Genomic DNA, 26,068 nt, shown 5'->3' with positions numbered 1-26,068 from the left:
CCCTGCCCTGTCCCCAGCCGCGAGCCGCCTGCCCGTAGCCTTGTGCTGCGGCAGGCGGCTCCGGTCGTAGCGCCCCGTTCCCTCCACTCCCGACATCACCATGCTCCTCAGCCGGGGGCGCAATCCGAGCGCCGCTGAAATCCTCGTCCAGCTGGTCCAGTCGAAGGGCCTGCGGGATCGGGTGCTCACCACCCTGGGCCTGCTGCTGCTGGTGCGACTCGGCATCTACATCCCGGTGCCCGGCATCGACCGGGTCGCCTTCCAGGACTTCATCCGCCAGGGGGGCCAGCTGATCGGCTTCCTCGACATCTTCACCGGCGGCGGCCTGTCGACCCTGGGCGTGTTCGCCCTCGGCATCCTGCCCTTCATCAACGCCTCGATCATCATCCAGCTGATGACGGCGGCCCTGCCCCAGCTCGAGGAGCTGCAGAAGAACGAGGGGGAAGCCGGGCGCCGCAAGCTGGCCCAGATCACCCGCTACGTGGCCCTGGGCTGGGGCATCCTCCAGAGCATCGTCTTCGCCCTGATCCTGCGGCAGTACGCCCTGCCGGGCCTGCCGGAATGGCTGTTCGTCGTCCAGACGAGCCTGGCCCTGGTGACCGGATCGATGGTGGTGATGTGGGTCAGCGAGGTGATCACCGAGCGGGGCATCGGCCAGGGGGCTTCCCTGGTGATCTTCATCAACATCGTCGCCACCCTGCCCAAGGCCCTCGGCTCCACCATCCAGCTGGCCCAGAGCGGCGACCGGGCCACGGTGGGCGGCATCGTCGTGCTGGTGCTCGTCTTCCTGGTGACGATCGTGGGGATCATCTTCCTTCAGGAGGGCAGCCGCCGTATCCCGATCGTCAGCGCTAAACGTCAGGTGGGCGGGGCCAGCACCCTGGCCTCCCGCCAGAGCTACCTGCCCCTGAAGCTCAATGCCGGCGGCGTGATGCCGATCATCTTCGCCTCGGCAGTGGTCTTCCTGCCCCTCACCATCGCCAACCTCACCAAGAGCCCCTGGCTGATCCGGGTGGCGGGCTACCTCAACCCCACCAGCAGCACCCCCTGGGTCTATGCCGTGGTGTACTTCGCCCTGATCTGCGGCTTCGCCTTCTTCTACTCCTCCCTCACCGTCAACCCGGTGGACATCGCCACCAACCTGAAGCGCTCCGGCGTCGCCATCCCCGGGGTGCGGCCGGGCTCGGCCACCGCCGACTACCTCTCGGGCGTGTCCAACCGCCTGACCCTGCTGGGGGGCCTGTTCCTGGGCGCCATCGCGATCATCCCCTCAGCCGTGGAAGGCGCGACCCAGGTGCGCACCTTCCAGGGGCTCGGGGCCACCTCCCTCCTGATCCTGGTGGGCGTGGCCATCGACACCGCCAAGCAGGTCCAGACCTACGTGATCTCCCAGCGCTACGAAGGACTGGTCCGCCAGTAGGTCCCTTCTCCCGTTTCCCTTCCCATGAAACAGCGACTCCTCTTTCTCGGTCCCCCCGGCGCCGGCAAGGGCACCCAAGCCGAGCTCCTGGCTGAACGTCACCAGCTGCTGCATCTCTCCACCGGTGATCTGCTGCGGGCGGAGGTCAAGGCCGGCACCGCCCTGGGCCAGGAGGCCGAGGCGGTGATGGCCCGGGGCGAGCTGGTCAGCGACACCCTGGTGCTGGCGATCGTGCGCAGCCGCCTCGAGGGCCACACGGGCGGCTGGCTCCTCGACGGCTTCCCCCGCAACCTCGCCCAGGCCGAGGCCCTCGACGACCTGCTGGCGGAGCTCGACCAGCGCATCGAACGGGTGCTGCTGCTGGAGCTGGAGGACGGGGTGCTGATCCAGCGCCTGCTCTCCCGCGGCCGGGCCGACGACAACGAAGCGGTGATCCGCAACCGCCTGGTGGTGTACCAGGAGCAGACCGCCCCCCTGATCGACCACTACCGCCAGCTGGGCCTGCTCTGCAACGTGGAGGCTTCCGGCACCGTGGAGGCGATCGCGGAGAGGATCGTAGCCAGCTTGACGGACTGATGTGATAAGGTAGCTGTTTGCAAATTCGGAGAGCACAACGCCCATGAAGGTGCGTGCCTCAGTCAAGAAGATGTGCGACAAATGCCGGGTGATCCGTCGCCACGGCCGGGTCATGGTGATCTGCACCAACCCGAAGCACAAGCAGCGTCAGGGTTGACCCCCCACGCTTCCACGGCGGCCGCCTTCGGCCGCCACCCCCTTTGCCCTCTGATCGTTTCCTGACGTGGCTCGGATCGCCGGTGTCGATATCCCTCGTGACAAGAGGGTTGAGATCTCACTCACTTACGTGTACGGGATCGGGCTCACCAGGGCCCGCAAGATTCTCGCCAAGTCGGGGGTCAGCCCCGACATCCGGGTGAAGGACCTCAGCGACGGCGACGTGCAGAAGCTGCGCGGCGCCGCCGACTCCTTCGTCCTCGAGGGCGACCTGCGCCGCGAAGAGGGCATGGCCCTCAAGCGCCTGCAGGACATCGGTTGCCTGCGGGGTCGCCGCCACCGCATGGGCCTGCCCGTGCGCGGCCAGCGCACCCGCACCAACGCCCGTACCCGTCGCGGCGCCCGCAAGACCGTCGCCGGCAAGAAGAAGTGAGGTCCGGGCCTCCGGGCCCGCCCTGCCTTCCCTGCCTGCACCATCTCCCGGCCCGTGGCCCCTCGCGGCAGCCACCGGGCCACAGTCCCGCCGCCCTCCCCTTGCGGAGGTCGTCACCGGGGCTCCCCCCCAGTCCTCCGATCACCTCCCCGCAGCCGCGGGGTCACCGCCATGGCCAAACCAGCCAAGAAGACCGGCCCCAAGAAGGCCAAGCGCAACGTGCCCAATGGCGTCGCGCACATCCAGAGCACCTTCAACAACACGATCGTCTCCATCACCGACACCGCCGGTGAGGTGGTGAGCTGGTCGTCGGCCGGCGCCAGCGGCTTCAAGGGAGCCCGCAAGGGCACCCCCTTCGCCGCCCAGACCGCCGCCGAAGCCGCCGCCCGTCGCGCCCTCGAGCAGGGCATGCGTCAGATCGAAGTGCTGGTGCGCGGCCCCGGCTCCGGCCGTGAAACCGCCATCCGCGCCCTGCAGGTGGCCGGTCTCGAGATCACCCTGATCCGCGACGTCACCCCCCTGCCCCACAACGGCTGCCGCCGGGCCAAGCGCCGCCGGGTCTGAGCCCCCGGAGTTCCTCCGGCCTCCTTCCCGCCTTCCCCGGGCCGCCGTCGCGGCCACCGTTCCCTTTTCACCTCCTCAGACCGTGTTGCACTACCAGATCGATCGGGTCGAGCACCAGGTCGCCGACGACCGTTCCCAGACGGGCGTCTTCCTGATCGGCCCCCTGGACCGGGGTCAGGCGACCACCCTCGGCAACGCCCTGCGGCGCGTGCTGATCGGTGGTCTCGAGGGAAGCGCCATCACGGCGGTGCGTCTCTCCGGGGTCAACCACGAGTACGCCACGGTTCCCGGTGTGCGCGAGGACGTGCTCGACATCCTGCTGAACTGCAAGTCGGTGCCGGTCAACAGCCGCAGCCGCGACCTGGAGATCGGCCGTCTGATGGTGAACGGCCCGGCCAGGGTCACCGCCTCGGATCTGCAGTTCTCTCCCCAGGTTCAGGTGATCGACGGCGACCGGGAGATCGCCACCGTGGCCGAGGGCCACAGCCTGGAGATGGAGGTTCACGTCGAGCGCGGCGTCGGCTACCGGCCGGTGGATCGCCACAACGAGGACACCTCCGCCATCGATCTCCTGCAGATCGATGCGGTGTTCATGCCCGTCCGCCGGGTCAACTACACCGTCGATGAGACGGCGGTCGGCGAGGGCGGTTCGGCCCACGAGCGCCTGCGCATCGAGATCGAGACCAACGGCAGCGTCACCCCCGACGACGCCATGGCCCAGGCCGCCAACCAGCTGATCAGCCTGTTCCAGCCCCTGGCCACCCTCACCATGACCGAGGAGCCCGGCCTGGAACCCGAGCCGTCGGCCGAGGCCCAGATCCCCCTGGAGGAGCTGAACCTCTCCGTGCGCGCCTACAACTGCCTCAAGCGCGCCCAGGTCAACTCCGTCTCCGACCTCATGGGCTTCAGCTACGAAGACCTGCTGGAGATCAAGAACTTCGGTTCCAAGTCCGCCGACGAGGTGATCGAGGCTCTCGAGAGGATCGGCATCTCCCTGCCCCAGAGCCGCACCAGCGGCTGAAAGGCGGTTTCCCCTTCCCCGTTTCGCCACCCGCCCCGTCCCCACCATGCGACACCAGTGCCGAGTCCCCCTGCTGGGACGCCCCGCCGACCAACGCAAGGCCATGCTGCGTGGTCTCACCACCCAGCTCATCCGTGAAGGCCGCGTCACCACCACGAAGGCCCGGGCCAAGGCCCTGCGTGATGAAGCCGAGCGCATGATCACCCTGGCCAAGGACGGCACCCTCGCCGCCCGCCGCCGCGCCATCGGCTACATCTACGACAAGCAGTTGGTGCACGCCCTGTTCGACAAGGCCCAAGACCGCTACGGCGATCGCCAGGGTGGCTACACCCGCATCATCCGCACGGTGCGCCGCCGTGGCGACAACGCCGAGATGGCCATCATCGAGCTGGTCTGAAACGGATCGCCCTCTCGCTGCAGTACGACGGAGCCGCCTTCCACGGCTGGCAGCGGCAGGCCCATCACATCAGCGTCCAGGAAACCCTGGAGGCCGCCATCGAGGCCCTCGACCCGCACCGGCCCGTCCGGGCGGTGGCGGCGGGCCGGACGGATACCGGGGTGCATGCCGCCGCCCAGGTGGTGCACTTCGATGCCGCCGGTCCCATCCCCGTGACCCGCTGGGCCAAGGCCCTCAACGGCCGCCTGCCGCCCACGGTCCGGGTGCGGGCCGCCGCCGAGGTGACCGGCGACTGGCACGCCTGCTTCAGCGCCACCTACCGGCGCTACCGCTACACGATCCACAACGGCCGCACCCCCAACCTCTTCCTGGCCCCCTGGAGCTGGCACCGCTACCAGTGGCGTCTGGATGAGGCCCTGATGGCCCGGTGCCTCGAGGCCCTCCTGGGCGAGCACGATTTCTCCGCCTTCCAGCGCGCGGGCAGCCGCCGCGCCCATGCCCGCACCACCCTCCAGGAGGTGCACGTGGAGCGCCGCGGTGATCTGCTGGTCACCGAGGTGCAGGCCAGCGGCTTCCTCTATGGCATGGTGCGCCTGCTGATGGGCCAGCTGGTGGCGGTGGGGGAGGGTCGCCTGGCGGCTTCGGAGTTTCTGCACCGCTGGCGCAGCGGCGCCCGCCACGCCGTGAAGGAGGCCGCGCCGCCCCAGGGTCTCTGCCTGCTGCGGGTGGGCTACCCGGAGCCGGTGTTCCCTGAGGCCGCCTGGTATGATTGTCAACCGCGATTTCTGTTGGAATCGCGCGATCCTCCCGCCGATCCCTTCGGCGACGATCCGATCGGTTGAGTGCCCTGCAGGGAGCCCCGTCCGGTGGCCCCAGGCAGCCGGTGCCTCTCCGAATTCGCCGGATCCGGCGACACGGTAGGGTCGAATCTTCCTGTCCCGACCCATCCGGCTGCGATGGGCTCACCCCAAACCGGCCCGCCGGCGCGATGAACAAGACAACCCCACCCTCCATCGATTCGCTCGAGCGCCAGTGGTATCTGGTCGACGCAGCGGACCAGACCCTCGGCCGTCTCGCCAGTGAAGTGGCGCAGGTGCTGCGCGGCAAGAACAAGCCCACCTTCACGCCCCACCTCGACACGGGTGACTTCGTGGTGGTGATCAACGCCGACAAGGTGCGCGTCAGCGGCAACAAGGCCACCCAGAAGATCTACCGGCGCCACTCCGGCCGTCCCGGCGGCATGAAGACCGAAACCTTCGAGCACCTGCAGGCCCGCCTGCCGGAGCGGATCATCGAGAAGGCCATCAAGGGCATGCTTCCCCACAACGCCCTGGGCCGCCAGCTGTTCCGCAAGCTGAAGGTCTACAAGGGTGCCGAGCATCCCCACGCAGCCCAGCAGCCCCAGCCCCTCGCCCTCGATCCCGCCGCCGCCGCCCAATGACCAGCACCTCCAACCGCGTCGTCTACTGGGGCACGGGCCGTCGCAAGACCGCCGTCGCCCGTGTGCGGGTCGTCCCCGGCAGCGGCAGCGTCACCATCAACGGCCGCCCCGGCGACAACTACCTCAACTACAACCCCGTCTATCTGGCGGCGGTCAAGGCTCCCCTGCAGACCCTGGGTCTGGAAGCCCAGTACGACCTCCTGGTCAACGTGCGCGGCGGCGGCCTCACCGGCCAGGCCGATGCCATCAAGCAGGGTGCGGCCCGTGCCCTCTGCGATCTCTCCCCCGACAACCGCAAACCCCTCAAGATCGAAGGCCACCTGAGCCGCGATCCCCGGGCCAAGGAGCGTCGCAAGTACGGCCTCAAGAAAGCCCGCAAGGCTCCCCAGTTCTCCAAGCGCTGATTTCCGTCATGCCGAAAGCCGACATCCATCCCACCTGGTATCCGGACGCCAAGGTGATCTGCAACGGAGAGGTGGTGATGACCACCGGCTCCACCCAGCCCGAGCTCACGGTCGACGTGTGGAGCGGCAACCACCCCTTCTACACGGGCACCCAGAAGATCCTCGACACCGAGGGCCGGGTCGACCGCTTCATGCGCAAGTACGGCATGGGCAGCACCGATTCCGCCTCGGGTGCCAAGAAGGCCGCCAAGGCCACCGAAGCCGCCGCCACCCCGGCCGAAGAGCCGGCCGCCTCCGAAGCCTGACGCGTCTCTAGGCCTGAGCGATCCCTCGGCCCCCCGGACCACGCGACGGTCCGGTTCTGCTTTGGCCGGGTGCCTGACGCACCCGGCCCTTTTTATTGCCGGTGCCGCCCCATGGATTCCGAGCTGCTGCAATCCCGGCTGGACACCGCCTGCCGCACCTTCCAGACACTGGAGCGCCAGCTGGCGGATCCGGCGGTGGCCTCCGATCCGGCCCGGCTGCAGGCGATCGCCCGGGAACGGGCGCGGCTGGAGCCCCTGGTCAACGACTACCAGCGGCTGCGCAAGCTGGAGCAGGAACGGGAGGAGGCCCGCGCCCTGCTGCGGGCCCACCGCGACGACCCCGCCGGCGAGGAACTGGCGGCCCTGGCCACGGAGGAGCTGGTCAGCCTCGAGGGCCTGATCAACGCCCTCAACGACCGCCTCACCCTGAGCCTGCTGCCCTCGGATCCCCGTGACGAGCGCAGCGTGATGCTGGAGATCCGCGCCGGTGCCGGCGGTGATGAGGCCAGCCTCTGGGCGGGGGATCTGGCCCGCATGTACGAGCGCTACGCCCAGGGCCAGGGCTGGCAGGTGCAGCCGGTGAGCGCCTCGGAGGCCGATCTGGGGGGCTACAAGGAGCTGATCCTCGCCATCCGCGGTGAAGCGGTCTACAGCCGGCTCAAGTTCGAGGCGGGCGTGCATCGTGTCCAGCGGGTCCCGGCCACCGAATCCCAGGGGCGGGTGCACACCTCCACCGCCACCGTGGCGGTGATGCCCGAAGCCGACCCGGTGGAGGTGCAGATCGACCCTGGGGATCTGGAGATCAGCACGGCCCGCTCCGGCGGCGCCGGCGGCCAGAACGTCAACAAGGTGGAGACGGCGGTCGACCTGCTGCACAAGCCCACCGGCATCCGGGTGTTCTGCACCCAGGAGCGCTCCCAGCTGCAGAACCGGGAGCGGGCCATGGAGATCCTGCGGGCCAAGCTCTACGAGCGCCAGCTGGCGGAAGCCAACGCCGCCGAGCGTTCCGTGCGCCGCGCCCAGGTGGGCAGCGGCGACCGCAGCGAGAAGATCCGCACCTACAACGCCAAGGACAACCGGGTGACCGACCACCGTCTGGGGCGGAACTTCTCCCTCGAGCCCGTGCTGGCCGGCCAGATCGAGGACCTGATCGGCGCCTGCATCGCCGAGGAGCAGCGCCAGGGTCTGGAGGCCCTCGCCCTCGAAGCCACCGGGACCGGCGGCTGAGGGGCCCGGTGACGACGCGAGTCGGGTCAGGCGCCGATGACGTACTTGGCCCACTCCTGGTGCTGACCGGAGCGGATGCGGCGGTTGGCCTCGAAGCTCAGGCTGCCCAGGGGGCGGCGGGGCTCCCGGGCCAGGGGCATCCCCGCCTCCCGCGGGGTGCGGTTGCCCTTGCGCACGTTGCAGGGCAGGCAGGCGGTGGTGACGTTCTCCCAGACGTCGGTGCCGCCCCGGCTGCGGGGCACCACATGGTCGATGGAGAGCTGCTCGCCGCTGTAGCCGCAGTACTGGCAGGCGTGGCCGTCACGATGGAAGACGTTGCGGCGGGTGAGGGGGAGCGGCTTGTAGGGCACCCGCACGAACTGGCGCAGCCGGATCACCGTGGGCAGGAAATGGTCCGGACGGATCGTCCGCTCGGGGTCGTGCTCGAGCCCCTCGGCCTTCCCCTTGAGCAGCATCACCATGGCGCGCCGCCACGTGGTGATGTTCAGCGGTTCGTAGGACGCATTCAGAACGAGTACGTGGCCCATTCCCGTCCGCTGGATACGCGGCATGCTAACGGGATTCCCATGATTTCCATGGTCCACCCCCTCAGGCGTCGCCCATGACCACCGCTTCGCTCGCCAGCGCCAGTGCGACGGAGGAGACCCGCCAGTCGCGGCAGCGGGCCTGGGTGGAGGTGAACACCGCGGCCATCCAGGCCAACGTGCGGGCCCTGCGGCGCCACATCGGCCCGGCCACCCAGCTGATGGCGGTGGTCAAGGCCGACGCCTACGGCCACGGCGCCCTGACGGTGGCCCGCGCCTCCCTGGAGGCGGGGGCGTCCTGTTTCGGGGTCGCCACCCTGGGTGAGGGGCTGCAGCTGCGCCGCGCCGGCATCTCCGCTCCGGTGCTGGTGCTCGGCAACCTCACCCAGCCCGAGGAGCTGCGCAGCTGCCTGCGCTGGCAGCTGATGCCGACCCTCAGCAGCATGCGGGAAGCCCTGCTCTGCCAGAACCTGGCCAGCGGCAGCGGCCGCCCCATGACCGTGCAGCTGAAGCTGGACACCGGCATGGCCCGCCTCGGCGCCGACTGGCAGGAGGGACCCAGGCTGGTGGCGGCCCTGCAGGGCATGGAGGCCCTCGAGCTGGCGGGCCTCTACTCCCATCTGGCCTGCGCCGATGCCGCCCCCGGGGAGGACGACGGCCTCAACGCGCTGCAGCAGCAGCGCTTCGAGACGGTCCTCACCAGCCTGGCCGAACAGGGCCTGGAGGCCTGTTGCCGTCACCTTGCCAATTCGGCGGCCACCCTGCGGGGGCACGCTCAGCACTACGACCTGGTCCGGGTGGGGCTGGCCCTCTACGGCCAGCCTCCGGCGGCCCACCTGGCCGGCGTGGTGCCCCTGCGGCCGGCCCTGCAGATCCACGCCCGCGTCACCCTGCTGCGCCAGGTGGGGGCGGGGGTCGGCGTCAGCTACGGCCACCGCTACCGCACCAGCCGGCCCAGCCGGCTGGCGGTGGTGTCGATCGGCTACGCCGACGGGGTGCCCCGCCAGCTCTCCAACCGCATGGACGTCCTCTTCGAGGGCCGGCGCCTGCCCCAGGTGGGCGCCATCACCATGGACCAGCTGGTGATCGACGCCACCGAGGCCCCCGGCATCGAGGTGGGCAGCATGGTCACCCTGCTGGGCAAGCAGGAGGGGGAGACGATCAGCCCCCTCGACTGGAGCGAGCGCTGCGGCACCATCCCCTGGGAGATCCTCTGCGGCTTCAAGCACCGCCTGCCGCGTCTGGCCGTGCCCCCGGACCCGGGGGCGCCCCTGCCGCCGGGGTCCGAGTCCGAGCCCTGATAAGCTCGCTGTGCCACTGGAGAGGTGGCTGAGTGGTTGAAAGCGGCTCCCTGCTAAGGAGTTACAGGAGGCAACTTCTGTCGAGGGTTCGAATCCCTCCCTCTCCGTTCCAGGCCCTTCGGTGGGCCGACCCCAGGGCCCTTCCCGGGCCCCCGTCGCCAGGTCCGCTCAGAGCCTGGCGACACCGCTCCAGCCCAGATAGGCCGCGAACACAAAGCACAGACCGCCATTGATCCGGCCCTGGTGGGCCACGGTCCAGTGGCAGAGCTGCTCAAGGCGGGCCCGACCCCAGGCCCCCGTGAGCACCAGGACCAGCGGCGGCAGCAGCGAAGGCGCCAGGGTGACCAGGCTCACCAGCAGCACCAGGGCGGCCAGGGGGGCCGCCGCCAGGCCGGAACGGGCCAGGTCCTGCAGTGCCGGCAGGTAGAGCACCAGGGAGGTGAGGTTGCCGGCCATCAGGGCGATCCCCAGCCCGAAGGATCGGCCCAGGGACTGCCCCCCCGGGGCGGTGGAGGCCGATGGCCCCTCACTGTGCAGGGCCCGGGCGCCGATGGCGAGCAGCACGGCGGCCAGAACCAGCCGCAGGCCGGCGGACACCGGATCGGCGCCGGCGGCGGCGCGGGTCGGCAGGGAGCCCCCCGAGCCCAGCCCCACCAGAGCCCAGCCCGCCACCACGACGGCGTTGCCGGCGACGTAGGCCCAGCTCTGACGCACGCCGGACCCCGGCGCGGTGAGGGTGCGCATCTGTCCCACCAGCAGCATCGGGCTCACCGCCGCCCCCAGGGCGAGGGGAACCACATCGAGGGGCGGGGACGTCACTGGGGCGGGGCAGTCAGCGGGGCAGGGTCAGGCGTCCAGCAGGGCGGCGGCGATGGCCGGCAGCAGGGTCTCGTCGGCGGCCCGGACCCGACCCTCGCTGAAGACCACCAGCAGCATCGGCGCCCTCCCGTCCACCTCCACGTAGGCGGCGTCATGGCGCGCCTGGCTCATCCAGCCGGCCTTGCTCCACAGCCGGGCCCCCTCGGGCAGGCCGGCCCCGAGGAAGCCATCCACCTGGTTCTCGGGATCGGCGGCCCGGGCCTGGGGGTCGAGGGAGCGGTGCAGCAGCGCCGTCATGCGGCGACAGGCCGGGGGGGAGACCGCCGCGCCGGCCATCACGGCGTGCAGCAGGCGGGCCGTGACATCGGTGCTGAGGCGGTTGCGGTTCTCCAGCTCGGCGCCGTAGAAGTCCCGTTCGCGGCCGTAGGGGCCCTCCGCCCAGGTCTTCTGGCAGGCGTTCACCCCCGCCACCTCGCTCCAGCCGAGGCGGGCCAGCCAGTCGTTGACCACCTGGCGCTGGCGGCACCAGGCGGCATGGCGCTCCGGCGGCAGGGACGGACCGCTGGTGGTGCCGCTGAGCAGATCCACCACCAGGCTGGTGGCATCGTTGCCCGAATCGCGCACCATGTCGGCCAGGGCCCGGCGCAGCTCCGGTCCGTCCTCGATCAGCTGGCGCTGCAGCCAGGCTTCGGCCGCCACCAGATAGACCAGCTTCACGACGCTGGCGGGATAGCGGGGCGTCGGACCCGCCCAGGAGGCGCCGGTTACCGTCCGGCCCCAGAACTCCTCCTGGCCCAGGCCCTCGGCCGCGCCCACCAGGGAATCGCCGTAGCGGAGCCAGGTGACGGAGATCTGCTCCCCCAGCCCCGGGCGCCCCTCCGCCTCCAGTCGGCCGATCAGCTGGCGGAGGGCCTCGCCCATGGCCGGATCCGGGCTGTAGAACGCCATCAGCGGCGGCACCTTGCGATGGCGACCTTAGGCACCCTGCCGGCGCCAGGCCGTGTCTGGACCCTGACCCGGCCGCTGCCGGCCTACAGCCGGCCCCAGGGCCCGGGGCTGGCCACCGAGGTCCACACCGGCCGGAGCCTGAGGGTGCTGGGGGCCGCAGGGGGCGGCGGCGCCGAGACCCGCCTGCGGGTCCGCCTGCACGAGGACGGCTACCCCTGCTGGATGGACGCGGCGGCCCTGGCGAGCCACGGGCACCAGGTGGCGGCGCCGCCGCCGCTGCCCCGCCTCGATCGCGACCGGATCGCCGCCCGCCTGGAGGCGGTGCTCGCCTTCGCCGAGGCCGCCCGCCACCGCCCCAACCGCTACCTCTGGGGGGGCACCCTGGGGCCCGATTTCGACTGCTCCGGGCTGGTGCAGGCCGCCTTCGCCCAGGCCGGCATCTGGCTGCCCCGCGATGCCTACCTGCAGGAGCGCTTCTGCCGCCCGGTGGCCGTGGCCAGCGGCGTCACCAGCCTGCTGCTGCCGGGGGACCTGATCTTCTTCGGCACCCCGCGGAGCTGCACCCACGTGGCCCTGCACCTGGGCGGGGGCCGCTATCTGCACAGCTCCGGGCGCCAGCACGGCCGCGACGGCATCGGCATCGACGACCTCAACCCCCGCAACCGGGATCCTGTGGCGTGCCACTACCGCGCCGAACTGCGGGGCGCGGGGCGGGTGATGCACAGCCACGACGGCAGTCCCCTGCCCCCCTGAGGTAAGTTCAGGCCACGAGTCCTGGGGAACGGTCATGGCGGGGGCAGCCCTGGCCCACAGTCCGGAACTCTCCGTTCCCGAGCTTTCCCCCGAACTTTCCGTCGTCGTCCCCCTCTACAACGAGGAGGAGAGCCTTCCCCACCTGGTGGAGAAACTGCTGGCGGCCCTGCGGCCGCTGGGGCGCACCTTCGAGCTGGTCCTGGTGGATGACGGCTCGAAGGACGGCACCCCCGCGGTCCTGCGGGATCTGGCCGGCCGGGTGCCCGAGCTGGTGGCGGTGCTGCTGCGGCGCAACTACGGACAGACGGCCGCCATGGCCGCCGGCTTCGATGCCAGCGGCGGCGGGGTGATCGTCACCCTCGACGGCGACCTCCAGAACGATCCCGCCGACATCCCGATGCTCCTGGCCCGGCTGGAGCAGGACGAGCTGGACCTGGTGAGCGGCTGGCGGCACCAGCGCCAGGATGGGGCCCTGGACCGGCTGCTGCCCTCCCTGCTGGCCAACCGCCTGATCGCCAGGGTCACCGGGGTGCGCCTGCACGACTACGGCTGCTCCCTGAAGGCCTACCGGCGCGAGGTGGTCAGCGACATGAACCTCTACGGGGAACTGCACCGCTTTCTGCCGGCCCTGGCCTTCATCGAAGGGGCCCGGATCGGTGAGGTGAGGGTGTCCCACCAGGCCCGCCGCTATGGCCGCAGCAAGTACGGCATCGACCGCACCTTCCGGGTGCTGATGGACCTGCTGACGGTCTGGTTCATGAAGCGGTTCCTGACCCGGCCGATGCACGTGTTCGGCTTCGCCGGCCTCCTGGCCCTGCTGTCGGGGCTGGCCATCGCCGCCTGGCTGGTGGGCGAAAAGCTGCTGCTGGGGGCCGACATCGGCAACCGACCTCTGCTGCTGATGGCGGTACTCGCGATCCTCAGCGGCGTGCAGCTGTTCAGCTTCGGGCTGCTGGCGGAACTGCAGATGCGCACCTATCACGAAAGCCAGGGCCGGCCGATCTACCGGGTGCGGGCGACCCTGCGCGGGGGCGGGTGAGCAGGGCGGCTGGGGGCGGCGGCTGAACTTTTATGTCACCCCCGCTCGCCTGAGAAGCCAGGCAGGAAGGGGTCCTTACAGTACCGGCGGTTCCTATTGGCCCAAGCCATGACTGGTGAATTTGCCGTTGCCTGGATGCCGTCCGTGATGGTTCCCCTGGTGGGAATCCTCGGCGCGGCGGTGGCCATGGCCCTGCTGTTCAACGTGATCGAGGCGACCGACTGACGCCGGCTCCGGCCCCAGCGTCATTCGCCTCCTGATCCGACGACCCCCGATCCGCCGACCCCCCGATCCGCTTCCCATGACCGTGACCCCCGTGGCCGACCCGACCGTCGGCAATCTGGCCACCCCCGTCAACAGCAGCTACTTCACCAAGGCCTTCCTGAACGCCCTGCCGGCCTACCGCCCGTCCCTCTCGCCCAACCGTCGCGGTCTCGAGGTGGGCATGGCCCACGGCTACCTGCTCTACGGCCCCTTCGCCTACACCGGCCCCCTGCGCGCCACTGAGTTCGCCAGCACCGCCGGCCTGCTCGCCGCCATCGGCCTGGTGTCGATCCTCACCATCTGCCTGTCGATCTACGGCACCGCCGGCAGCGGTCCCAACGTTCAGCCCCCCGACGCCACCATCGACAACCCCCCGGCCGACCTGTTCACCAAAGCCGGCTGGGCGGAATTCGCCAGCGGTTTCTGGCTGGGTGGCTGCGGTGGCGCCGCCTTCGCCTGGTTCCTCTGCAGCACCGCCATCCAATCGCCCCTGGCCAACATCGCCGGTGGCGTCTGGAGCGTCGGCTGAGTTCCGCGATGGTCAGCCATCCCCGGGTCAACCCTGGGAGGGTCCTCCAATCCTTTCCTTCAAGCCCTGCCTCGGCAGGGCTTTTTCATGGTCCAGCGCCTGACAGCGATCGCCGTGGCTGCCCCCGATCGATCCGGCTGCCGCCCGGTGCCGTGCCCTCAACCAAAGGGCATCAGTGGTGACTCGATGAGGCGCTCGCTGAACACGGCCAGGTTCAGCACGAGGGTCAGCAACGAACAGATCAGAAACGTGATCTTCAGGGACCGTGGCGCCTGGGGGGCTCCGGCAGCCGCAGCGGACAGTACCACCAGCGGAATGAAGACCACGGCGAGATAGCGAGGACTGATGAATCTCAACAGCAGCGGCGGCGTCAGGGCAAGGAAAGCCGCCGCACCGAGAAACCTCAGGCTCAGCCGGGTGGCTGCAGGGAAGACCCCAAGGCGCAACGCCCGGAAAAAGGGGATCAGCATCAATCCCATCGTCTGCAACACGGAAACCACGCCGAAGCCGCCAGCCACCAATACAAAATCAAGATACTTCTTGGGATAGCGAAGCATCACCTCGCTCACGGTGCGAGCCCCCGGGAACACCGAACGCATCACATCCTGCCAATTCGCGGAGTTGGCAGCCAGCGATTCGGAGCCAGAAGAAAACTGATGGGGACTGAACATGAACACATAGGACGAGGCAAAGGTTCGCAGTCCCTTGACCGTCCTGACCATGTCCATCCCATAGAGCCTGAAACCGGGAGCCATCAGCAACACCAGCCAGAAGGCCATCCCCAGCGGGACCTGCCATCGCATCCGGTTCTCACGGAAATCCCACCAATACCAGACAGCACCCACCCCCAGGGAGCAGAGGAGCAACTGGATCTTGGAGAGCCCAAACAGGACGAGGAGGCCAGAGGAAATCAGCCGTGGCCACCCCAACCGCACGGACAGCATGAAAAAGGCGAAGAATGCCGCCGCGATGATGTCACTGGAAGGCTCAGCGAATTGAAGGCCGGAACTGGCGATGACGGAGAAGGCCAGAGCCTGGAAGATCCAGTGACGAATGAACAGCCGACAAAGGGAAAATGATGATCCCAGAAACAACAGAGTGGTGATGCACTTGGCGTGCCAGTTGAGTGTCTCCGGAGCTGGAGAGACAACCAACTTGTAGAGGCCGATCAGCAAGCTGGCGGACACCCCGCCGGACCACTTGAAGCGGGGATATTGAAAGACCCAGCCCGTCGGCAGTCGTTCAAGGCGCAGATCTGCCCTCGTCACAAAGGACTGGTCCATGGGCCATTCGGACACCAGACCGCTCTGACTGAGGATCCCGGCAAACGAGACGACGATGGCAATGACAAGCAGTAATGGCAGGCAACTCTTTTTGAACAAGCCCGGAAGATCCTGGGACTTTATTTGCATTTCCAGCCGGCAACCGCAAGAGCGTAGCAGGCAAAAATGCGGCCATCCACACCCTGCGGCGACGGACTCAGACCAGCTGGTTGAAGTTGAAGCCGATCACGTGGTCGTCGAAATCGCGGTCACCACCACCGAATGTGTCCTCCAGGCCGAACAGGTTGGTCCCCAAAGTCCGGAAGTGGCTGATGCCGTCGGCATTGGCTCCGGCATAGACAAAGAAGGTGCGGCCCCTCACCTGGGCAAAGGGTGCCAGGAAGGTGGATTCCGAGATGGTGACCGACGCGGCGCTGGACTGGTTATCGCCCACCCGCAGCCCCTGGAGTTCGGTGACGAGGTTGTCGGCGCGCAGGGCGGCTTGGCGGTAGTTCGCCTCTCCGGGACGCACCAGGTTGCCGGCGGCATCGCGCACGGTGCCCTGGGCATCGAGGGCGCGGTAGAAACCGGTGATGGCATCGAAGTCGGCTTCCCGGCTGAGCACCACGGTGCCCTCGACCGCCTGGGCGGCGGAGAAGGCGGTGAAATCCAGGACCGGGGCCAGGCCCTGCTCCTGACCGATCAGCGCATCGAGCCCCTGGTCGGTGTCGAGCAGATCGAGGGCCATGGTCACGCCGCTGGGGGAGGCGAAACCCACCGAACGCTCGGAGCCGGCCGGGGCGGCGGGGCTGAAGAAACGCAGGCGCGTGTCGGCGGCACTGGTGAGGTCCGCGAGACTGGCATCGACCACCTCGAAGAAGCGCACCGACTGGCCGTTGACCAGCAGGATCTCGCGATCGAAGCTGGTGCCCGCCGCCAGGGTGACATCGCTGTTCTCCAGCGTGGAGAACAGGGTCTGGGCGCGGGAGCGGATGGCAGCCAGATCCGCCAGAAGGGTGTCGGCGCTGGCCAGCTCGCTGGCCTCGAGCACCACGTAGCCGATCTGGTTGGAGCTGGCCGGCCGGCCGGACAGGGTGGCCCGCAGCACGAGACTGGCCGCCGCGTTGCCTTTGGACGGGTCCGCCACCGTGAGGGTGAGTGGATCGACGCGCCGGAAGACGGGCGCCAGATCCACCGTCCCGACCGTCAGCGACTGCAGGATCTCGCCATCGGCCGCTGGACCCTGATCACCGGGGCCGCCATCGGCCAGGGAGAGGTGCAGGAACTCCGCGGCGCCATCGGCGTCGAGGTCATAGAAACGGGCACCGCCGCCCTGGCGCGGGTCGTAGGTCAGCGGTGTGGTGACGCCGGTGCCTGGGTCGGTGGAGACAGCGACCCAGCGGCTGGACGGGGTGTCGGCGAACGGGGCCCCGACGGTCAGGGCGGCGAGCTCGAAGCTGACCGTCGCCCGCTCCAGACCCGGGTCCAGATCGATGCCGAAATCAACGGCACTGTCGCCGAGGCCAACGGCAGGGGCCGGCGTCGGAACCACCTGGAAGGGGCGGTCGGCCTGGAAGCTCCCGCCGGTGATGTTGACGGCAATCGCTTCGGCATCGCCTCCGGGCGTGATGACCACCACGACCGGGTTGCCCGGATCGGACGGGGGCACGGCACCGATCGTCAGCGCCGGCGTGAAGGCCGTGATCGCCGTTCCATCGAAGAAGCCCAGCCGCAGGTTGAGGCTGGCCAGGTCGGCGGGGCCAAAGCCGGCGGGGGCCGTGAGGCTGAGGGTCGTACCGTCGGCCCGGATCCAGTCGGGGCCCTCGAGGACCACCAGCTGCAGGCTGTCGCCATCGGCATCGATGCCGAGGGGGCCCAGGTTCTGAAGGACCTGGACACCGGGAATCACGGTGAGGCCCGAAGGGGTCGATGGCGTGGCCAGGTCCGGCGCCGCATTGGCCTGGATGCCGGCCGCGGCCAGGGCCTGCCTGATCTGGCCCCAGCTGCCCTGGAGCTGCTGGCCATCGATGAAGGCCGTGTCCCGGCCCACTTCGAAGTCGTTGATCCGCAGGGGCGCGGCCATCGCCACGGCGGCGGAGCTGTCGATCAGGAACTGATCCGCCTCGCGGTCCGCCAGGGCCGTGGCGGGCGCCAGCCCAGGGGTGGCGGCAGGATCGATCAGGCGGCCGCCGATGGCCACATCCCTGGCCTGGCCCAGGAAGAACTGATCACCGCCGCCGCCGCCCACCAGGACGTTGCCGCCCAGGCTTTCAGTGTTGAAGAACTGGTCGCTGCCGCCCCGGCCCTCGATGCGGGAGCCCACACCCACATAGACGCTGTCCGGCGCCTCTGAGCCGATCACCGTCACGTTGGCGAGCTGGATGCCCTGCTCGGGCACGGCCCCGTAGGCGGCCGGGTCCAGCAGCAGGACGTTGCCGCTGCTGTCCACCGCGGCGCCGAAGACCAGGTCGAGTTCCTTCCAGCCGGTCTGCCAGAGGATCGGGCCGCCCCGCTCGGGCGCCAGCGTCAGGCTGAGGTCGGCCGCACCGGTCACCGTCTCGATGGCCCAGGCCGGCTGGTTGGTGATCGGGTCGGTGCCGGAGAGCAGGTGGAAGGCACCGTCGACCTTGTCAGTGGTGATGGTGAGATCGAGGAAGCCGCGCCGGTTCACGTCGGCGTAGGCCAGCCCGTTGATGTAACCCATGAACAGACCATCGAGACCATCGACGGCGGGGTAGTTCGCCCGGATGTAGGCATCGGCGCCAGGGAGATACTTCTCCAGCCCCGGCGAGGTGACCCCGGGGGTGGCGAACTCCAGGCCGGCCAGGCTGCCGGCGGGGCGGGTGCCCGCCGTCATCGTGTCGAGCACGCCGGCCCAGGCGTTGTGGGTATCGCCGGCCAGGCTGATCAGCCGCTTGCCCAGGGCCAGGGCGCTCTGCAGGATCGTTTCCCGCTCCACCCCGTAGCCATCCCAGGCGTCGAGGTTGTAGGGGATCTTGCCGGCCTCGGCGAACAGGGCTTGCTCCGCCGGGCTCAGCTGGTTGAAGGGGGTCCCGGTGGCGAGTTTCTGCAGCGGGGCGGCGTACTTGTCGAGCAGGGCGGGGTTGCCGGCATCCAGCAGCAGCTCCGCCGGCACGGCCATCGACTGCATCAGCACCTGCTGGCCCAGCACCTGCCAGGCGGCGGAAGAGCCGGCCATCCGTTGCTGCAGCCAGGCCATCTGGCCGTCGCCGAGCAGATCACGGCCCGGATCACCCCAGGCCTGCTGCACGGTGGCCAGCACCAGTTCCTGGGTGACCCGGGGAGCCAGGGCGGCGGCAAAGGCCGGCACCGCCGCGGGGGAGGCCGGCGGGGTGAGCCCCAGCTGGTTCGCATAGGCGGCCACCAGGGCCGGGTCGGCGAGGATCGCGCCGATGCGGGCCTGCACGGCGGCGGCATCGGGGTACTCCAGCTGCTCATCGCGGGCGGTGAGACGGGTTTCGAGGATGTGCAGCGCCAGCACGTCGCCGAAATCGAAGGAGCGGTAGCCCTGGGTGAGCGGCGTGAGGGCGGTGGCGCCGTCCCCGCTCTGGCGCAGGCCGGGTTCCCGGATCGGCAGCCACTCGTGGTAGGCCTTCAGGGCGGCATCCCGCCGGGCGATCCAGTCGCCCTCGGTGGCGCTCTGGTGGTTCTGGGCGCCACCGGCCCAGCTGTCGTTGGCGGTCTCGTGGTCGTCCCAGATGGCGATCAACGGCGCCGCGGCCCGCAGCGCCTGAAGATTGACATCGGTGTGGTACTGGGCATAGCGGAGCCGGTAGTCGTCGAGGCTGACGATCTCGCGGTTGGGCAGGAAGCCACGGTCGCCGGCGGCATCTTCCGCCTCACCGAAGCCCCCGGGGCCGTACTCGTAGATGTAATCGCCCACATGCACCAGGGCGTCGTAGGGGTTCACCGCGTGGACGGCGGCGGCCCGGCCATAGGCGAGGAATTCCTCGGCGGCGGTGAAGTTGGCGCAGGAGAACACGGCCAGCCGCACCGGGCCGCTGCCCACCGGCAGGGTCTTGGTCTGCCCCACCATCGACTGCGCCGCACCGGCGCGGAAGCGGTAGTGGTACACGGTGTCGGCACTGAGGCCGTCGGCCTCCACCTTCACGGTCCAGTCGCGGGCGACGCTGGTGCTGAACACACCGCTGTCAACGATCGAGCCGGCCTCGAAACCGGCGCTGCGGGACACCTCCCACTGCACGTCCAGCAGTCCGGCGAAACCGGCGGGCGGCGTGATCCGGGTCCAGAGGATCACCGAATCGGCGTAGGGGTCGCCGGAGGCGACGCCGTGGGAGAAGGCGAGTCCGGCCGGCAGCGCCCGGCCCAGATCCAGGTCCAGCAGCAGGGGGTCGTGGTCGGAGGTGCGGTACGGATCAGGCGCGAAGAAATCGCGGGAGGCCGCATTGCCGTTGCTGTTGGTGTCGAGGTTGTAATCGCGGAAGGCACCCTCGGCGGCGTTGATGCTCCAGTCAGTCGCGGCCACCGCCTGGCTGACCAGGGAGGGGGAGATCAGCATGTGATCGAGGGCCCCGCTCATGTCGACCGGGTTGAAGAAGGCGTAGCTGGAGGGGGGCTCGGCGGTAAAGGTGGGCAGGGCGTTGCGGAAGCCCGCCGCTTCCAGCACCCGGATCGGGTCCTCCTTGGCGTAGGCATTGATGTCACCCAGCACCACCCAGTCGCTGTCACCGGTGCCGGTGGGGTCGGTGCCGATCCAGCGCACCAGTTCGCTGGCGGCGGCGGTGCGGGTGGCATTGAAGGCCGACTGGCCATCCCGCTGGTCCAGATCAGGGCCGGTGGCACCGCCGCTGCCCTTCGACTTGAGGTGGTTGACGGCCACATTCAGCACCTCGCCGCTGGCCAGTTCCCGGAAGCCCTGGGCCAGGGCCGGCCGGTTGAGCGGGCTGCCGGTGGCGAGGGGATCGGTGAAGCCGGCGCTGTCCAGGACCCGGGCCGCGCCGGTGGGGGCCACCGCCCGGCTGTCGTAGATCAGGCCCACCTTGATGGCGTCGCTGCCGATCAGGCCGGTGGGCACGAAGCTGTACAGGCGCCCCGAGCCACTGGGCTGGGCGGCGTTCAGACGCGCCACGATCGCGGCCAGGGTGGCATCGTCGGCGTCGTTCTCCAGCTCCATCAGACCGATCACATCGGCCCGAAGGCCGACGAGGGCGGCGGTGAGCTTGCTGAGCTGGCGCTCCAGCTCCTCGGCCGTGTTGGCCCCGCGGGGGGCCAGACCGGTGTCCGTGAGGGCGCCGCCTGCGTTGAGGGTGGTGAAGGTGTTGAGCACGTTGAAGCTGGCCAGGCGCAGCTGCCCCGCCCCGGCCGGCGCCGGTGCCGGCGGACGGGGGTTGCCGGCCTCGAAGCTGAGGGGCGCCGTGGGCTGCAGCCGGTACTTGCCGAAGTCGAATCCGAGCACCCCCTCCACGTCGGTGATGGTGTCGCCGCGGCGCAGCAGCTGGTCGCGCACGGGCGCCGCCGGGGTGGCCGCCGCCGCGGGCCGGTAGGCGCTGTTGCTGCCGTCGTCGAGCACCAGCTCGCGGCGGGCCGTGGCCTGCTCGGCGGCGAAGGCCGCCGGCCCCGGCTCCATCACGTTGGTGGGCTGGAGCGGCAGTCCTCCGGCGCTCAGCTCCACCTCGCCGAAGCGGAACTGGCCGAACAGACCGTTGACGCTGAGGGTTTCCGGGAAGCGCACCCACATGCCCTCGTAGGGCTCCAGATCCAGAGCGCTGCTGCGCTGGGCCAGCAGGTCGGGAATGTCGACCCTGCGGGTCTCGCCCAGGCGGCCCTGCCCTTCCACCGTCAGGGCGCTGACGGCGGTGATCGCCGTCTGGCCGAAGCGCTCGGCCACCGTGCCGGTGAGCCGCACCCGGTCACCGATCACCACATCCACGTTGGTGCCCGTCAGGGGGTAGGCCACGTAGAGCCCCTCGGAGGTCAGGGCGCTGGTGTCCCAGTCGGCGGTCTCCTCCTGCAGGAAGAAGCCACTGAGCTCGCCGGTGGCCTGGAAATCGCCCACCACCACGGCGCTGAGGGTGACGCTCTGGGCCAGGAGGGGGCTGCTGCTGCCGTCGCCCTGCACCGCCGAGATCCGGCTGATGCGGTCGTTGTCGGCGATGGTGACGGTGGCGCTGCCCGCCCCGGCGGCAACCGTGTGGCCGGCCGGTGCGGCCAGCTCGATGCGCAGGGTCTCGGGGCCTTCATCGAGGGCGTCATCGAGCACCGCGATCGCCAGATCAACGCTGGCCGCCCCCGCCGGGATCAGCACCGAAGCCGGCAGGGGGCTGGTGAGGTCGCTGGCCTCGGCCAGCCCGGCGCCCGCAGCCAGGCTGATCGGCACCGTCAGGGCCGCCAGGGTGGAGCCGCTGCGGCTGATGCGCAGGCTGGCCCCATCGCCGGATTCGCTCGCCACCGCGTCGATGGCAGCGATCGAGACCTCGGGCAGCGCCGGCGGCGTCGCCGCCGACAGACGCAGATCGTCGATGGCCAGGCCGTGGTCGTTGCCGGGATCATTGATCTCCGCCCAGCGCAGCCAGAGGGTGGCGTTGGCCGCCCAGGGAGTGGCCGAAAGGTCGAGGCTGCCGCCCACGCCAGCCACCCGGCCGGCGACGTTGCCATCGACGGCACCGGCCGTGCTGCCGGTCACCGGCGAGGTCCAGTTGAAACTGCCCCCCGGCGTGGACCAGAGGCTCACCTGCTCGAAGCCGGCACCGAAGCCCCACTGCAGCTCCATCGTGTGGGCCGCGGTGTTGCCGCCGTTGCGCCACTGCTCGCCGCTGAAGGAGAGATCGAGGCTGGCGATCGCCGCCCCGGTGGTGTTGCTGAGGGCCAGGGCGAACCAGCCGGCCACCGACCCGCTGGCGGGCGAGCCGAAGAAGGCACCGCCCGAACCGAGGCCCCCCAGGGCGCGGTCGCCGCTGCCCGTCGCCCCGTAGCTCAGGACGGCTCCGGCATTGCCGGTGCCGCTGTCGGCGTTGTAGGTGGCCAGGGCGACGGGGGCGGCCACCGGCTGGCGGAACAGGTGCCACCCCGGCAGCGTCACGTCGTTCGCCCAGGCGTTCCCGGATCCGGAGGCGGCCAGGGCATCGAAGCTCTGGCTGTACAGGCCTGTGAAGAGGGCTGGCATGGTCCGGGGGGGGGGAGGGCGAGGGAGGAAGACGAAGACGCAAGGGGGCCCAGGGGATGGGCCCCCAGGACGTGCTCAGACCAGGGCGAAGTTGGCCTGGTTGTTGAGCGCGGAGGCGCTGATGTTCGTGAAGTGGCCCACGTCCACCCCCGACACACGCAGCAGGGTGTCGGCTCCCACCTGGGAGAAGCCGAGGTCGGTGAAGGCCACACCCCGCAGGCCCACCTTGTCCACACCGGCGGTGAAGTCCATCACGAACTGCTTGGCCGCGGGCCGGTCCCCCGGCTCGCTCACCAGCCAGAACTGGTCGGCACCGGCGCCACCGTTGAGGTGGTTGGTGCCGGCCCCGGCCAGCACAGTGAAGATGTCGTTGCCGGCACCTCCCAGGGCCCGGTTGCCCGAGCTGCCGAGGATGAATTCGTCGTCGCCGGCCATGCCGCTGAGGCGGTTCTGACCACCGTCGATCGCCCAGATCTGGTCGCTGCCGCTGCCGCCGGTGATCACATCGCGGCTGCCCGCGTAGACCACGTCGGCACCGGATCCGGTGAAGATCTTGTTATCGAAGCCATTGGTGATCGCCACATCCACCTCGTCATTGCCGGCGCCGGTGAACACGGTGCTGACCCGACCGTCGAAGCCGGGAACCGTGGACTGGCCAGGCAGGGTGGTGTCGTTGGCCTCGGTGCCCACCAGAACCTCGCCGCGCTGGGCCAGGACCAGGGGGTCGATCCCGAACAGGGTCGTGTACATCAGGCCGTAGATGCCCGTGTTGTCGACCGTGGAGGGCAGCAGGCCGGCGTTCATGCCGTAGGTCTTGGCGACGATGCTGCCCGGGAAGTCCGGCGTCCCGGCCCAGGCGATGCCGAAGTTGCCCATGGGGCCATCCGCGCTGTTGACCGAGCCGAAGGCGGTCCAGGGCTGGCCCGGGGTGGCGGTGCTTCCCTCCGGGCCGTCGAGAAAGGCCCTGGAGGTGTTGGTGGTGGTGCGGTTCACATTGATGAACGGCACCTCGGGCTGGGTATCGGCGAGGTTGGGGTTGGAGACGTCGAAGTTGCCGGTCGGCCTGACGTAAGGCGCGAACTGGAACACCTGCATGCCGCCGGCATCGCTGTCGGCCGCGGTGATCACCAGGGTGTTGGGATCCTTCTGATCCACATAGTTCATGGCCACGCCGATGGCCGCGTCCGCCCGTCGGGTCGCCTCAATCGAGCCGATGGCGTTGTTGTTGTTGGCGAAGTTGTCGGTTCCCTCCTCCTCCACCACCACGAAGAAGCCGTCGTCGCTCTTGCCGACGATCTCCAGGGTGGCCGCCAGCATCTCGGCGACCGTGGGGGCCGTGGAGACATACAGGGGCAGGGGAGTGTCCGTGTTCAGGCCAAGGCTCTCCTCCCGGCGATCGTCAAAGGTGTGGTTGGCGGCAAAGATGCCGAGCAGCTTGGTCGCGGGTGTCGAGTTCTGGGCCGCCTCGAGCAGTTGCTCCTTGGTGTAGACGACCTGGTAACCGAGAGACCTGGCCAGTTCGATCAGGTTCTGGGTCGGGCGGTCTTCGGCGTCCGAGAACCGGGCGTCGATCTCGGCGGTGACGTGGAAGCCGAGGGTGCCCTTCGGCAGCAGGTAGACCTCGCCACCGGCCAGGATCACCTGGGTTCCCGAGCGGATCACCTGCTCGGCGATTTCTGCCGTTTTCTCGCGGGCACGAATGGCGTTGCCATCCCGGTTGGTGGTGGCGGCGGCGAAGGCCGCCGTGCCCGGCTCGCCGATGTGGCCCGACTGGATCAGGGCCGTGGCCTTCCCTGACTCAATGGCCTCTTCGAGGATGGTGTAGCCCAGCTTCCCGGAGGCCGAGCGGATGGGCGTGTTGTCCTCCTCGAGGCCGAAGGATTCATTGAAGACCTTGGTCCCCGTCGCATGGGTGACGGCGCCGGCGTTGGAGGTGCCGGTCAGCTGGTTCTCCATGTGGCCGAGGTAGACACCGGCCTTGGTCATCTTGTCCCAGTTCAGCCGACCATCCGGGCCCTTGTCGATGTTCCGCAAGGCCATGAAGCTCGAGGGCGTCGAGCCATCGGGATGGATGAAGATCACATTGCCCGTGTTCTGATTCGCCGCCGGAGCCGTCTTGACCTGATCCGGGAGGCGAGACGCGATCTCTGTGTCAAACAGAGTCTCGTACATCAGTTCGTAGATCTTCGTGTTGTCCAGGGTGGCCGGCAGCCGATCGGCATTGAGGCCGTGGGCCTTGGAGACGATCGAACCACTGAAATCCGGCAGGCCCGCCCAGGCGATGCTGAGGCTGAAGCGATCGCCATTCTGATCAGGAGCCGACAGGAACGGCAGGCTGCCGACACCGGTGACGCCATCAGTGGGGAGATTGCGTCCCGACGTGCCATCGATCGGATTGTTCGTGATGGAGCCCACCGGCCGATCAGAGGCCAGCGGGTCCCGAACCTGCAGGCCGCCGGCATCACTGTCGGCCGCCGTGATCACCAGCGTGTTGGGATGGCGCTCAACAAAATTCAGGGCGACACCGATGGCCGCATCGGCCCGCCGCAGGGCCTCAAGGCTGCCGGCGGCGTTGTTGTTGTTGCCGAAATTATCCGTACCTTCTTCTTCCACGATCGTGATCGACCCCTTGTCAAAGTTGGGGTGGGCCTCCATGAGGCGCTGCGCCGCCGCCAGCATCTCGGCGATCGCAGGAGCCGTGGGGGAATAGAACGGCAGACCTGCGGCGGCGAGCTGCTCTTCGGCGCGATCGTTGAACGTATGAACGGGGGCGAAGACGCCAAGAACCTTCTGGGGCAGGACGGCGCCATTGATGAGGCTGTTGAGCTGATCCTTGGTATAGACAACGGTGTAGCCAAGGCTCTGGGCCAGCTCGATCAGATTCTGGCTCGGCCGAAGACTTGAACTGGTGCTCAGGGCGTCGTACTGGGCGGCGGTGCCATGGAATCCGGCCACGCCGACCGGCAGCAGATTGAGCTCGCCGCCACTGAAGATGAAGTTGACGCCTGACTCGATGACCTGTTTGGCGATCTCAGCCGATTGGGCCCTGGGAACGACGCGCGTTCCATTGGGATTGACGACCTCCTCGGTCTTGGCGACGAAGGCGGCCGTTCCCGGCTCGAAGATGGCTCCGGACTGCACCAGCGCCGTCACCTTGCCGGCCTGGATGGCCGCCTCAACGATCGTGTTGTTGCTGCCATCCAGGGAGGTGATAGGGAGATTCCCCTGCTCATACCCGAAGGATTCGGCATAGACCTTGGCCCCGGTCGCATGGGTGATCGCACCCCCATTGGAGGTGCCACCCAGCTGGTCCTCCATGTGCCCGAGATAGACACCGGCGGCTTCCATCTTGTCCCAGTTCAGGCGACCATCGGGACCATGGTCGATGAAGCGGGCAAATCCGAAGTGCGACGGACTTGCACCATCCGGATGGATGAAGATGACGTGATTTCCAGAGGTCGTCATGGCTCTAAGAGAGAGGGAGTGAGAAGCGGTGTACCCGTACCTGGGGACGATGTCGGGAATCGCCTGGGCGGGAATG

Annotated in this window: 23 protein-coding genes and 1 tRNA gene; 18 read left to right on the top strand and 6 right to left on the bottom strand. The window is 69.2% G+C overall.

Annotated elements, in window-relative coordinates; translation table 11 throughout:
- The first annotated feature begins 100 nt into the window (after positions 1-100).
- The 12 genes from secY (at position 101) to prfA (ending at position 7,944) form a co-directional block, all read left to right on the top strand.
- Positions 101-1,420: a preprotein translocase subunit SecY gene (gene secY / locus H6G99_RS10650; protein WP_190611507.1), complete on the top strand. Its 1,320-nt coding sequence runs from the start codon at positions 101-103 to the stop codon at positions 1,418-1,420.
- A gap of 24 nt (positions 1,421-1,444) precedes the next feature.
- Positions 1,445-1,996, top strand: coding sequence for an adenylate kinase (locus tag H6G99_RS10645; protein WP_190611506.1), 552 nt, complete (start codon positions 1,445-1,447; stop codon positions 1,994-1,996).
- Positions 1,997-2,039: 43 nt separating this feature from the next.
- Positions 2,040-2,153 carry a 50S ribosomal protein L36 gene (rpmJ, locus tag H6G99_RS10640; RefSeq protein WP_006173336.1) on the top strand — a complete coding sequence of 38 codons (114 nt, stop codon included), beginning with the start codon at positions 2,040-2,042 and terminating at the stop codon, positions 2,151-2,153.
- A 66-nt stretch (positions 2,154-2,219) separates the two neighbouring features.
- Positions 2,220-2,585 (top strand): 30S ribosomal protein S13, encoded by a 366-nt coding sequence (gene rpsM / locus H6G99_RS10635; protein WP_094586010.1) that lies wholly within the window; start codon positions 2,220-2,222, stop codon positions 2,583-2,585.
- A gap of 171 nt (positions 2,586-2,756) precedes the next feature.
- A complete protein-coding gene (rpsK, locus tag H6G99_RS10630) occupies positions 2,757-3,149 on the top strand; it encodes a 30S ribosomal protein S11 (RefSeq protein ID WP_094586009.1) in 393 nt (130 codons plus the stop codon).
- Positions 3,150-3,231: 82 nt separating this feature from the next.
- Positions 3,232-4,170: a DNA-directed RNA polymerase subunit alpha gene (locus H6G99_RS10625; RefSeq protein WP_094586008.1), complete on the top strand. Its 939-nt coding sequence runs from the start codon at positions 3,232-3,234 to the stop codon at positions 4,168-4,170.
- Positions 4,171-4,216: 46 nt separating this feature from the next.
- Complete coding sequence (rplQ, locus tag H6G99_RS10620) at positions 4,217-4,567, top strand: 50S ribosomal protein L17 (protein WP_015109423.1); 351 nt, start codon at positions 4,217-4,219, stop codon at positions 4,565-4,567.
- Positions 4,564-5,409 carry a tRNA pseudouridine(38-40) synthase TruA gene (truA, locus tag H6G99_RS10615; protein ID WP_190611636.1) on the top strand — a complete coding sequence of 282 codons (846 nt, stop codon included), beginning with the start codon at positions 4,564-4,566 and terminating at the stop codon, positions 5,407-5,409. Before rplQ ends, truA begins: the two co-directional genes overlap by 4 nt.
- A 146-nt stretch (positions 5,410-5,555) precedes the next feature.
- Positions 5,556-6,008 carry a 50S ribosomal protein L13 gene (gene rplM / locus H6G99_RS10610; protein ID WP_015109425.1) on the top strand — a complete coding sequence of 151 codons (453 nt, stop codon included), beginning with the start codon at positions 5,556-5,558 and terminating at the stop codon, positions 6,006-6,008.
- A complete protein-coding gene (gene rpsI, locus H6G99_RS10605) occupies positions 6,005-6,412 on the top strand; it encodes a 30S ribosomal protein S9 (RefSeq protein ID WP_015109426.1) in 408 nt (135 codons plus the stop codon). The genes rplM and rpsI overlap by 4 nt, the downstream gene beginning before the upstream one ends.
- A gap of 8 nt (positions 6,413-6,420) precedes the next feature.
- Positions 6,421-6,717 carry a 50S ribosomal protein L31 gene (gene rpmE / locus H6G99_RS10600; RefSeq protein ID WP_094586006.1) on the top strand — a complete coding sequence of 99 codons (297 nt, stop codon included), beginning with the start codon at positions 6,421-6,423 and terminating at the stop codon, positions 6,715-6,717.
- 111 nt (positions 6,718-6,828) lie between these two features.
- A complete protein-coding gene (gene prfA / locus H6G99_RS10595) occupies positions 6,829-7,944 on the top strand; it encodes a peptide chain release factor 1 (protein ID WP_094586005.1) in 1,116 nt (371 codons plus the stop codon).
- A 26-nt stretch (positions 7,945-7,970) separates the two neighbouring features.
- Here the strand turns inward: prfA and H6G99_RS10590 are convergent, their stop codons facing one another.
- Entirely contained in the window at positions 7,971-8,471 is a 501-nt protein-coding gene (locus tag H6G99_RS10590; RefSeq protein ID WP_015109429.1) for an HNH endonuclease, read from the bottom strand.
- A 74-nt stretch (positions 8,472-8,545) separates the two neighbouring features.
- Here H6G99_RS10590 and alr point away from each other — a divergent pair, with 74 nt between their 5' ends.
- Entirely contained in the window at positions 8,546-9,769 is a 1,224-nt protein-coding gene (alr, locus tag H6G99_RS10585) for an alanine racemase (protein WP_190611505.1), read from the top strand.
- An 18-nt stretch (positions 9,770-9,787) separates the two neighbouring features.
- A tRNA-Ser gene (locus tag H6G99_RS10580) sits at positions 9,788-9,876 on the top strand.
- A 61-nt stretch (positions 9,877-9,937) separates the two neighbouring features.
- Here H6G99_RS10580 and H6G99_RS10575 read toward each other — a convergent pair.
- Together H6G99_RS10575 and H6G99_RS10570 are read right to left on the bottom strand one after the other, a co-directional pair.
- Positions 9,938-10,588, bottom strand: a complete 651-nt coding sequence (locus H6G99_RS10575; protein ID WP_190611504.1) for a GAP family protein — start codon at positions 10,586-10,588, stop codon at positions 9,938-9,940.
- 27 nt (positions 10,589-10,615) lie between these two features.
- Positions 10,616-11,536 (bottom strand): serine hydrolase, encoded by a 921-nt coding sequence (locus tag H6G99_RS10570; protein WP_190611503.1) that lies wholly within the window; start codon positions 11,534-11,536, stop codon positions 10,616-10,618.
- Positions 11,537-11,554: 18 nt separating this feature from the next.
- On the opposite strand from H6G99_RS10570, the gene H6G99_RS10565 reads away from it, so the two are divergent.
- The 4 genes from H6G99_RS10565 (at position 11,555) to H6G99_RS10550 (ending at position 14,121) form a co-directional block, all read left to right on the top strand.
- Complete coding sequence (locus H6G99_RS10565; RefSeq protein ID WP_190611502.1) at positions 11,555-12,289, top strand: C40 family peptidase; 735 nt, start codon at positions 11,555-11,557, stop codon at positions 12,287-12,289.
- Positions 12,290-12,323: 34 nt separating this feature from the next.
- On the top strand, positions 12,324-13,328 hold the full coding sequence (locus H6G99_RS10560) for a glycosyltransferase family 2 protein (RefSeq protein ID WP_190611501.1): 1,005 nt from the start codon (positions 12,324-12,326) through the stop codon (positions 13,326-13,328).
- A 108-nt stretch (positions 13,329-13,436) separates the two neighbouring features.
- On the top strand, positions 13,437-13,553 hold the full coding sequence (locus H6G99_RS10555) for a photosystem I reaction center subunit VIII (RefSeq protein WP_015109434.1): 117 nt from the start codon (positions 13,437-13,439) through the stop codon (positions 13,551-13,553).
- 76 nt (positions 13,554-13,629) lie between these two features.
- Positions 13,630-14,121: a photosystem I reaction center subunit XI gene (locus H6G99_RS10550; RefSeq protein WP_094585999.1), complete on the top strand. Its 492-nt coding sequence runs from the start codon at positions 13,630-13,632 to the stop codon at positions 14,119-14,121.
- Between the two features lie 158 nt (positions 14,122-14,279).
- Here H6G99_RS10550 and H6G99_RS10545 read toward each other — a convergent pair whose 3' ends face one another.
- The 3 genes from H6G99_RS10545 to H6G99_RS10535 all read right to left on the bottom strand — a co-directional run bounded on the left by H6G99_RS10545 (position 14,280) and on the right by H6G99_RS10535 (position 25,992).
- Positions 14,280-15,503: a hypothetical protein gene (locus tag H6G99_RS10545; RefSeq protein ID WP_190611500.1), complete on the bottom strand. Its 1,224-nt coding sequence runs from the start codon at positions 15,501-15,503 to the stop codon at positions 14,280-14,282.
- A gap of 97 nt (positions 15,504-15,600) precedes the next feature.
- A complete protein-coding gene (locus H6G99_RS10540; RefSeq protein WP_190611499.1) occupies positions 15,601-22,527 on the bottom strand; it encodes an ExeM/NucH family extracellular endonuclease in 6,927 nt (2,308 codons plus the stop codon).
- Between the two features lie 75 nt (positions 22,528-22,602).
- On the bottom strand, positions 22,603-25,992 hold the full coding sequence (locus tag H6G99_RS10535; protein ID WP_190611498.1) for an alkaline phosphatase: 3,390 nt from the start codon (positions 25,990-25,992) through the stop codon (positions 22,603-22,605).
- Positions 25,993-26,068 lie beyond the last annotated feature (76 nt).

Origin of the sequence: Synechococcus sp. FACHB-909 (assembly GCF_014698945.1) — a bacterium.
GTDB lineage: Bacteria > Cyanobacteriota > Cyanobacteriia > PCC-6307 > Cyanobiaceae > Cyanobium.
The sequence above is the reverse complement of the archived record's forward strand: the minus strand, read 5'-3'. Positions and strand labels throughout refer to the sequence as shown.